The following is a 9,522-nucleotide window of genomic DNA, read 5'->3' as shown; positions in this document are numbered from 1 at the left end:
GGGGACACGATCATCAGGTTTTCGAAGCGCTGATCTTCAATGTCATCCACCAGAACCGGGGAGCCGTAGATGTTATCTACCGGAATATCGAAGAAGCCCTGAATCTGGTCAGCATGCAGATCAACCGTGAGCACACGGTCGATGCCGACTACGGTAAGCATGTCAGCAACGACTTTCGCGCTGATAGCCACACGTGCGGAACGCGGACGGCGATCCTGACGGGCATAACCAAAATAAGGAATAACAGCAGTGATACGAGTAGCCGAGGAGCGGCGGAAGGCATCAGCCATCACGACCAGTTCCATCAGGTTATCGTTGGTCGGGGCGCAAGTCGGCTGAATAATGAAAACGTCTTTACCGCGAACGTTTTCATTGATCTCGGCAGTAATTTCGCCGTCGGAAAACTTGCCGACAGAGATGTCACCGAGAGGGATATGCAGCTGACGTACAACACGCCGAGCCAGATCGGGGTTAGCGTTCCCCGTAAAGACCATCATCTTGGACACGCGCAGTACCTAGAGGCTGAGGGTAACCTGGATGAGTATAGAAAATGGCAGGGGCGGCTGGATTCGAACCAACGCATGGCAGGATCAAAACCTGCTGCCTTACCGCTTGGCGACGCCCCTGTATCTGTTGCTTCAAGTGCCTGGCACTTGATTCCTTTTAGAGCAGACTTTGCAGCTTGCGATGCAACATCGAAACGTTGCTTCCTTTTGCTACAAACCCTGTAAGGGTCTCTGTAAGAAGGGCCGAGACTTTATCAGCTTCAGCTTTGCTTGGGAAGCCCCCAAACACACAACTTCCAGTTCCGGTGAGTTTTGCTTCGGTAAATTTACCTAACAAATCCAATGCGTTACGTACCTCTGGATAACGCCTTGCAACCACCGGCAAGCAGTCATTTCGACTGTTTCCCTCGGGAACGGGGCGCACTTTAATGGGCGGCGTGTTACGTGTCAACAAAGGATCGGAAAAAATTTCTGCCGTACTTACAGAGACTTGCGGCACGAGCACCAGATACCACGGTTCTTCGGGGTCGACCGGGGTCAGTTTTTCGCCCACGCCTTCGGCAAATGCCGCGTGACCACGAACGAAAACCGGCACGTCAGCGCCGAGCGAAAGGCCCAGTGCCGCGAGGCGATCTTCATCCCAGCCCAGTTGCCACAGGTGATTGAGACCGAGCAGGGTAGTGGCCGCGTTCGAGCTGCCGCCACCGATGCCGCCACCCATCGGCAGCACCTTGTCGATCCAGATGTCGATGCCCAGTGGGCAGCCGGACTGTTGCTGAAGCATTTTCGCCGCGCGCACGATCAGGTTGCTGTCGTGGGGCACGCCAGCGAATTCGGTGTGCAGCTGTATCACGCCGTCGTCGCGCACGGCGAAGGTGATTTCGTCGCCGTAATCGACAAACTGAAACAGCGTCTGCAGTTCGTGATAACCGTCTGCACGGCGCCCGAGAATGTGCAGCATCAGATTGAGCTTGGCCGGCGACGGCAGCGTCAGACGTGGAGCGGTCATGGGTTATTGCCCCAATTTACGCGGTTGCCAGGTCTTGATCACCAGCGTCACGTCCAGATCGGTGCCATGCAGTTTGATCCGCTCGGGCAGCCAGTAACCGTTCTGCTCGGCGTAGCTGAGGTACTCGACCTTCCAGCCGTCCTGTTCCAGATTGGCCAGGCGACTGTCGTTATCCAGGGTCAGACGGCTTTTGCTGCTGGGTGCCGGCAAGCCACGGACCCACCAGGCCAGATTCGACACGGGCAACTTCCAGCCCAGTTGCTCTTCGAGCAGCGCTTCCGGTGACTCGGCGTCATAGCGGCCCTGATTGGCGACTTCCAGCGAGACCTTGCCCGGACGCCCGGTCAGACGCGCCGCGCCACGACCCAGCGGGCCGGACAGACGAATGTCGTAATAGTCCTGGCGTTGCAGCCAGAACAGCGTGCCGCTACCGGAATCTTTCGGTGCGCGGATGCCGATCTTGCCGTCGATCTGCCAGCCGTCGAGGCCGGTCAGCTGTTGTTTGTTTGCGGTCCACTGAGCCGGACTGCCGTGGCCCTCGACCGACTCGCGAGCACCGAAGCCCGCGCAACCGGTGAGCAGGGCGATGAAACTGAAAACAATAACGTGGCGCAAAAACATGAGTTAAAGAGTCTCGGATCCGGTCAGGCGCTTGATGGTGCTGCGCAGGATGGTGCTGTCGGGCTGATCCTTGAGGAATTTGCCCCAGACTTGTTTGGCTTCGCGCTGATTGCCCTTGACCCACAGGACTTCGCCCAGGTGCGCGGCGACTTCGTGGTCCGGGAAGCGCTCGAGCGCCTGACGCAGATACTTCTCGGCGTCGTCCAGATTGCCCATGCGGAAATTCACCCAGCCGAGGCTGTCGAGTACCGCCGGGTCTTCCGGATTGATCTGGTGCGCCTGTTCGATCAGGGCTTTGGCTTCGGCATAGCGGGTAGTGCGATCGGACAGGGTGTAGCCCAGCGCATTGAGCGCCATGGCGTTGTCCGGGTCGCGCTTGATGATCAGGCGCAGGTCTTTTTCCATCTGCGCCAGGTCATTGCGCTTTTCCGCGAGCATGGCGCGGGTGTAGAGCAGATTCAGATCGTCCGGGTATTGCAGCAGCGCTTGCTGCAGGACCTTCCAGGCCTTGTCGTCCTGTTTGTTGGCCGACAGGGTTTCGGATTCGATCAAATACAGCTGGATTGCGTAATCCGGCTGGGCATCGCGCTCGGCCGCCAGTTTGCTCTGGGCTTCGGCGGTCTTGCCGTTGTTCATCAGAATGTCCGCCTGACGCAGTTGCGCCGGCAGATAGTCATTGCCCGGGCCGACCTGGGCGTATTCGATCAGCGCGCCCTGTGGATCGTTGCGCTCTTCAGCGATGCGGCCGAGGTTCAGGTGTGCCGAATCGACGTGGCTTTCCCGGGCGATCAGGTCTTCCAGGTAGCCCTTGGCCTCGTCCCAGGCCTTGGCTTCCAGGCAGACCAATGCCAGCGAGTAACGCAGTTCGTCATCTTCCGGGTATTGCTGAACCAGGGTGGAGAACTCGACTTTGGCGTCGTCCATCCGGTCCTGTTCGACCAGGGTGCGCGCATACGTCAGGCGCAGGCGCTTGTCGTCCGGGTATTGCTTGATGCTTTTGCGCAGCAGTGGCAAGGCTTCGTCGCCACGATTCAGGGTTTGCAGCAGACGTGCGCGCAACAGGATCGGAGCAATCTCGCCTTCTTCCGGCGGGTTGTCTTCGAGCAGGGTCAGTGCGGCTTTATTGTCGCCGTCCTGTTGCAGCAACAGGGCCTTGCCGAAAATCAGCTGACTGTTCTTCGGGTGGCGCTGCAGCAGACGGTCGAAACTTTTCATCAAACCGTTGCGGGTTTCCTGATCGGTGTCGGCCGCCGACAGTGCGAGGAAGTCGAAATGAGTGTCACCCTTGCCCTGCAGAACTTTCTCCATGTAGACCATGGAGTCGTCGTAACGCCCGGCGCGGGCCAGCTGCACGGCAGCGGCGCGCTGCGCTTCGAGGTCGTCCGGGGCGTTTTTTGCCCAGATCAGTGCGGTATCCAGTGCAGGCTGGTCGGCACCGAGGTATTCGGCGATGCGGAACGCGCGCTCGGAAACCCCCGGATCCTGGGTGTTGATCGCCTGGGTCACGTAGTTGTCCAGGGCAATGTCGAAACGATTGCGCTGGCCGGCGAGTTCGGCGCTCAGCAGGCTGAAGACGGTTTCCTCGCTGAACGAGCTGTAAACCTTGGGTTTTTCAGGCGCGGGCGTGGTGTCTTCGACCGGCGGGGTGCCGTCCGGCGAAACGGGTGCCATGGCCTGGCAGCCGCTGAGGAAGACAAAAGCAAGGAGCAACGCGGAAGATCTATTCATATAGGAGAAGGACGACTAACCTGCGGTCGGATCATCATGACACAAGCCTTCGGTCAAACATAACCGAGTCTCGAATGTGGCCTTTATAGTGGCCGACAATTGGGACAATAGTCAGCGGTAGTTGTTCTGAATCTGACGAAGTAGGACAATTGCCGGCTTCACGTCACCATCAGCGACCTTGAATGGCCTTCCTTGCACTCGGTATTAACCACAAGACTGCTTCAGTAGACGTCCGCGAGCGCGTGGCCTTTACCCCTGAGCAGCTGGTTGAGGCCTTGCAGCAGCTCTGCCGACTCACCGACAGCCGCGAAGCTGCGATCCTCTCCACCTGCAATCGCAGTGAGCTTTATATAGAACAGGATCAGATTTCCGCTGATCTGGTTCTGCGCTGGCTGGCGGATTATCACCATTTAAGCCTCGATGAGCTGCGCGCGAGCGCTTATGTGCACGAAGATGATGCGGCAGTTCGTCACATGATGCGCGTCGCCTCCGGGCTCGACTCGCTGGTGCTGGGCGAACCGCAGATTCTCGGCCAGATGAAATCGGCCTACGCCGTGGCGCGTGAGGCGGGCACCATCGGCCCGCTGCTGGGGCGACTGTTTCAAGCGACGTTCAACGCCGCCAAGCAAGTGCGTACCGACACCGCCATCGGCGAAAATCCGGTGTCCGTGGCGTTTGCCGCCGTCAGCCTGGCCAAACAGATTTTCAGTGATTTGCAGCGCAGCCAGGCTCTGTTGATCGGCGCCGGCGAGACCATCACGCTGGTCGCCCGCCATTTGCACGAGCTGGGGGGTCAAGCGCATCGTGGTGGCCAACCGTACGCTGGAACGCGCCAGCCTGCTGGCCGAGCAGTTCGGCGCGCATGCGGTGCTGCTCTCGGACATTCCGGCAGAACTGGTGCGCAGCGATATCGTGATCAGTTCGACCGCCAGCCAGTTGCCGATCCTCGGTAAAGGCGCCGTCGAAAGCGCGCTGAAGCAGCGCAAGCACAAGCCGATCTTCATGGTCGACATCGCCGTACCCCGCGACATCGAGCCGGAAGTCGGCGAACTCGACGACGTTTACCTGTACAGCGTCGACGATCTGCACGAAGTGGTCGCCGAGAACCTCAAGAGTCGGCAGGGCGCAGCCCAGGCGGCGGAAGAGATGGTTTCGGTCGGCGCCGACGATTTCATGGTGCGCCTGCGCGAACTGGCGGCGGTCGATGTGCTCAAGGCTTATCGGCAACAGAGCGAACGCCTGCGTGACGAGGAGCTGCAAAAGGCCCTGCGTCTGCTGGCCAACGGCGGCAACGCCGAAGAGGTGCTCGGGCAACTGGCCCGTGGCCTGACCAATAAACTGCTGCATGCGCCCAGCGTGCAGTTGAAAAAGCTTTCTGCCGAAGGCCGCCTTGATGCGCTGGCCATGGCCCAGGAACTCTTCGCCCTCGAGGGCTCACCGGATAGTTTTTCGGATAAAAAACCGCAATGAAAGCGTCACTGCTCAACAAGCTGGACACCCTCCAGGACCGTTTCGAGGAACTGACCGCGCTGCTCGGCGACGGCGAAGTCATTGCCGATCAGGCCAAATTCCGCGCTTATTCCAAGGAATACGCCGAACTCGAGCCGGTGGTACAAGGCTATAAAAAGCTGCTCGGCGTACAAAGTGATCTTGAAGGCGCCCAGGCGCTGCTCAAGGACAGCGACCCGGACATGCGTGAAATGGCCGTGGAGGAAGTCCGCGAAGCCAAGGAATTGCTGATCAGACTGGAAGATGATCTGCAGCGCATGTTGCTGCCCAAGGATCCCAATGACGGGCGTAACGTCTTTCTCGAAATTCGCGCCGGTACCGGTGGCGACGAAGCGGCGATCTTCTCCGGCGATCTGTTTCGCATGTACTCGCGTTACGCCGAACGGCGTGGCTGGCGCGTGGAGATCCTTTCGGAAAACGAAGGCGAGCACGGTGGCTATAAAGAAGTCATCGCCCGCATTGAAGGCGACAACGTTTACGGCAAGCTGAAATTCGAGTCCGGCGCGCACCGCGTACAGCGTGTACCCGCCACCGAATCCCAGGGTCGTATCCACACCTCGGCCTGCACCGTGGCGGTGTTGCCCGAGCCGGACGAGCGGGAAGCCATCGAGATCAACCCGGCGGATCTGCGTGTCGACACTTACCGCTCCTCCGGGGCCGGTGGTCAGCACGTCAACACCACCGACTCGGCGATCCGCATCACGCACATACCGACCGGCACCGTCGTCGAGTGCCAGGAAGAACGTTCCCAGCACAAGAACCGCGCGCGGGCGATGGCCTGGCTGTCCGCCAAGCTCAACGACCAGCAGACCGCCGCAGCGGCCAATGCGATTGCCAGCGAGCGTAAATTGCTGGTCGGTTCCGGCGATCGTTCCGAGCGTATTCGTACTTACAACTTTGCTCAGGGCCGGGTCACCGACCATCGCGTCAACCTGACTCTGTACTCCCTGGATGAAATTCTCGCCGGTGGCGTTGAAGCGGTGATCGAGCCTTTGCTGGCCGAATACCAGGCCGACCAGCTTGCAGCGATAGGTGAATAAATGACCATCATCGCCAGTCTGTTGCGTGCCGCCGAACTGCCGGATTCGCCGACGGCGCGTCTGGATGCCGAATTGCTCCTGGCGGCGGCACTGGGCAAGCCGCGCAGCTTCCTCCACACCTGGCCTGAGCGCATCGTGCCCAGCGAAGCGGTACTGATTTTTACCGAGTACCTGCAACGGCGTCGAAGTGGCGAGCCGGTGGCCTACATCCTCGGTCAGCAGGGTTTCTGGAAGCTCGATCTGGAAGTCGCGCCGCACACGCTGATTCCGCGCCCGGACACCGAATTGCTGGTCGAAGCCGCGCTGGAGTTGCTGGCGGCGACGCCGGCGAAAGTGCTCGATCTGGGCACCGGCAGCGGCGCGATTGCCTTGGCTCTGGCCAGCGAACGCCCGGCGTGGCAAGTCACGGCGGTGGATCGCGTGCTGGAAGCCGTGGCCCTGGCCGAACGCAACCGCCAGCGCTTGAGCCTGAACAACGCCACGGTGCTGAGCAGCCACTGGTTCAGCTCCCTCGAAGGCCAGCGCTTCCATCTGATCATCAGTAACCCGCCCTACATCGCCGCTGCGACCCGCATCTGGTCGAGGGCGACGTGCGCTTCGAACCGGCCAGTGCGCTGGTGGCCGGTATCGACGGGCTCGACGATCTGCGCCTGATCGTCGCCCAGGCGCCGGATCATCTGGAAGCCGGCGGCTGGCTGATGCTCGAACACGGCTATGATCAAGCCGAGGCCGTGCGTGATCTGTTGCTGACCCGCGGTTTTGAACAAGTCCACAGCCGCACCGATCTGGGCGGCCATCAACGGATCAGCCTGGGGCGCCTGCCGTGCTGAATGATCAGGAATTGCTGCGCTATAGCCGGCAGATTCTGCTGCAACACATCGACATCGATGGGCAACTGAAGCTCAAAGACAGCCGCGTGCTGATCGTCGGCCTTGGCGGTCTCGGTGCGCCGGTCGCGCTGTATCTGGCAGCGGCCGGTGTCGGTGAGTTGCATCTGGCGGATTTCGACACGGTCGACCTGACCAATCTGCAGCGTCAGATCATTCATGACACCGACAGCGTCGGCATGAGCAAGGTCGACTCGGCGCTCAAGCGCCTCGGCGCGATCAACCCCGAGATTCAACTGGTGCCGCACCGTCAGGCGCTGGACGAGGACTCCCTTGCCGCTGCCGTGTCGGCGGTGGATCTGGTGCTCGACTGTTCCGACAATTTCTCCACCCGCGAAGCGGTCAACGCCGCATGCGTGGCCGCGCGCAAGCCGCTGGTCAGCGGCGCGGCGATTCGTCTGGAAGGGCAGTTGGCGGTGTTCGACCCGCGTCGCCCGGAAAGTCCGTGTTATCACTGCCTGTACGGGCATGGCAGCGAAGCCGAACTGACGTGCAGCGAGGCCGGTGTGGTCGGGCCACTGGTGGGCCTGGTCGGCAGTCTTCAGGCGCTCGAAGCCTTGAAAGTGCTGGTCGGTTTCGGCGAACCACTGGTAGGCCGCTTGCTGCTGATTGATGCCTTGGGTTCGCGCTTTCGTGAGCTGCGGGTCAAGCGCGATCCGGGCTGCAGCGTCTGCGGATCGCACGATGCGTGAGGCACCGATCGCGGTGTTCGATTCCGGTGTCGGCGGCTTGTCGGTACTGGCCGAAGTCCAGCGGTTGCTGCCCCATGAGTCACTGCTGTACTTCGCCGATTGCGGGCACATTCCCTACGGCGAGAAATCCCCTGATTTCATCCGCCAGCGCTGCAAGGTGATGGCCGGTTTTTTCCGCGAGCAGGGCGCCAAGGCCCTGGTGATTGCCTGCAACACCGCGACGGTGGCCGCTGTTGCCGATCTGCGCCGGGATTTCCCCGAGTGGCCGATTGTCGGCATGGAGCCTGCGGTCAAACCTGCTGCTGCCGCGACCCGTAGCGGTGTGGTTGGCGTACTTGCCACCACCGGCACGTTGCAGAGCGCCAAGTTCGCCGCGTTGCTTGATCGTTTCGCTACCGACGTTCGCGTCATCACCCAGCCGTGCCCCGGTCTGGTCGAGCTGATTGAAAGCGGCGATCTGCATAGCGCCGAGCTGCGCGCATTGCTCCAGCACTATGTCGAGCCGCTGCTGGCCAATGGTTGCGACACGATCATTCTCGGTTGCACTCACTATCCGTTTCTCAAGCCGATGCTCAAGACGATGATTCCCGACAGCATCAGCCTGATTGACACCGGTGCCGCCGTCGCCCGCCAGTTGCAGCGGCTGCTGGCCGAGCGCGGGTTGCTCGCCCACGGACCGAACCAGCCAGTCAGATTCTGGACCAGCGCGGATCCGGCGTCCTTTCGCAAAATCCTGCCCCTGTTGGGCCAAGCCGCCGGCGACGTCGAAAAATTCACCTTGTAAAAAAAATGTGAAATATCTAAAAAGTCAGCTGAACTTCTGCTCAAGCGCTGATTTCTATACCGCTGGGTTTACTAAAAAACCAAACGATCGTTCCGGAAAAGGAAGTTTCAAAGTGAAGCGACTATTCTGCTTGGCCGCGATTGCGGCTGCACTGATGGGGCAAAGTATTACCGCACAAGCGGCAGGCGTTGAGTTTGCAGTGGGTGCGACCAGCGATTCGACAATGACGTATCGCCTCGGCATGAATTTCGATTGGGACAAGAGTTGGCTGCAAAGTGACGTCGGTCGCCTGACCGGTTACTGGAGCGGTGCCTACACGTATTGGGAGGGTGACAAGACTTCCAGCAACAACAGCCTGTCGTTCTCGCCGGTGTTCGTTTACGAGTTTGCCGGTCAGTCGGTCAAGCCGTATGTTGAAGCGGGCATTGGTGTCGCAGCGTTCTCCAACACCAAATATGAAAGCAACAACATCGGCGGCTCTTTGCAGTTCGAAGACCGCATCGGTTTTGGCCTGCGCTTCAATGGCGGGCATGAAGTCGGGATCCGTGCGACGCACTACTCCAACGCCGGCCTGGCCAGCAGCAACGACGGTGTAGAAAGCTACGCGCTGCATTACACGATGCCGCTGTAAGCAAGATCAAAAGATCGCAGCCCTGCGGCAGCTCCTACAGGAAAAACCCAWTCCMCTGTAGGAGCGCAGGCTGCGATCTTTTAATAGTGATACCACTTCACTTCGAGCATCACTT

The 9,522-nt window shown here is 60.1% G+C and carries 8 protein-coding genes, 1 tRNA gene and 2 pseudogenes; 6 read left to right on the top strand and 5 right to left on the bottom strand.

What is annotated here, in order from left to right; translation table 11 throughout:
• The 5 genes from prs to HT737_RS10385 form a co-directional block, all read right to left on the bottom strand.
• Positions 1 to 506 (bottom strand): ribose-phosphate diphosphokinase (prs, locus tag HT737_RS10405; RefSeq protein ID WP_182402464.1); only part of this gene is annotated, 506 nt, incomplete at its 3' end.
• A 45-nt stretch (positions 507 to 551) separates the two neighbouring features.
• A tRNA-Gln gene (locus tag HT737_RS10400) sits at positions 552 to 626 on the bottom strand.
• 37 nt (positions 627 to 663) lie between these two features.
• Positions 664 to 1,515 (bottom strand): 4-(cytidine 5'-diphospho)-2-C-methyl-D-erythritol kinase, encoded by an 852-nt coding sequence (ispE, locus tag HT737_RS10395; protein ID WP_182402462.1) that lies wholly within the window; start codon positions 1,513 to 1,515, stop codon positions 664 to 666.
• Positions 1,516 to 1,518: 3 nt separating this feature from the next.
• Positions 1,519 to 2,136 carry a lipoprotein insertase outer membrane protein LolB gene (lolB, locus tag HT737_RS10390; RefSeq protein WP_182402460.1) on the bottom strand — a complete coding sequence of 206 codons (618 nt, stop codon included), beginning with the start codon at positions 2,134 to 2,136 and terminating at the stop codon, positions 1,519 to 1,521.
• 3 nt (positions 2,137 to 2,139) lie between these two features.
• Entirely contained in the window at positions 2,140 to 3,864 is a 1,725-nt protein-coding gene (locus HT737_RS10385) for a tetratricopeptide repeat protein (RefSeq protein ID WP_047296508.1), read from the bottom strand.
• A 182-nt stretch (positions 3,865 to 4,046) separates the two neighbouring features.
• On the opposite strand from HT737_RS10385, the pseudogene hemA reads away from it, so the two are divergent.
• From hemA to HT737_RS10355, 6 genes and pseudogenes are all read left to right on the top strand, one after another.
• Positions 4,047 to 5,334, top strand: a pseudogene (gene hemA, locus HT737_RS10380) (glutamyl-tRNA reductase).
• Positions 5,331 to 6,413 carry a peptide chain release factor 1 gene (prfA, locus tag HT737_RS10375; protein WP_027612234.1) on the top strand — a complete coding sequence of 361 codons (1,083 nt, stop codon included), beginning with the start codon at positions 5,331 to 5,333 and terminating at the stop codon, positions 6,411 to 6,413. The pseudogene hemA and the gene prfA overlap by 4 nt, the downstream one beginning before the upstream one ends.
• Positions 6,414 to 7,243 (top strand): annotated as a pseudogene (gene prmC / locus HT737_RS10370) (peptide chain release factor N(5)-glutamine methyltransferase). It abuts the gene before it with no gap.
• Positions 7,237 to 7,992 (top strand): molybdopterin-synthase adenylyltransferase MoeB, encoded by a 756-nt coding sequence (locus HT737_RS10365; RefSeq protein WP_086791597.1) that lies wholly within the window; start codon positions 7,237 to 7,239, stop codon positions 7,990 to 7,992. The pseudogene prmC and the gene HT737_RS10365 overlap by 7 nt, the downstream one beginning before the upstream one ends.
• Positions 7,985 to 8,776, top strand: coding sequence for a glutamate racemase (gene murI / locus HT737_RS10360; protein ID WP_182402458.1), 792 nt, complete (start codon positions 7,985 to 7,987; stop codon positions 8,774 to 8,776). Before HT737_RS10365 ends, murI begins: the two co-directional genes overlap by 8 nt.
• A 112-nt stretch (positions 8,777 to 8,888) precedes the next feature.
• Complete coding sequence (locus HT737_RS10355) at positions 8,889 to 9,407, top strand: acyloxyacyl hydrolase (protein ID WP_047296500.1); 519 nt, start codon at positions 8,889 to 8,891, stop codon at positions 9,405 to 9,407.
• The last annotated feature ends 115 nt before the right edge of the window (positions 9,408 to 9,522 follow it).

It is taken from the genome of Pseudomonas sp. MD195_PC81_125 (genome assembly GCF_014060985.1).
In the GTDB taxonomy this organism is placed as follows: Bacteria; Pseudomonadota; Gammaproteobacteria; order Pseudomonadales; family Pseudomonadaceae; genus Aquipseudomonas; species Aquipseudomonas parakoreensis.
The sequence above is the reverse complement of the archived record's forward strand: the minus strand, read 5'-3'. Positions and strand labels throughout refer to the sequence as shown.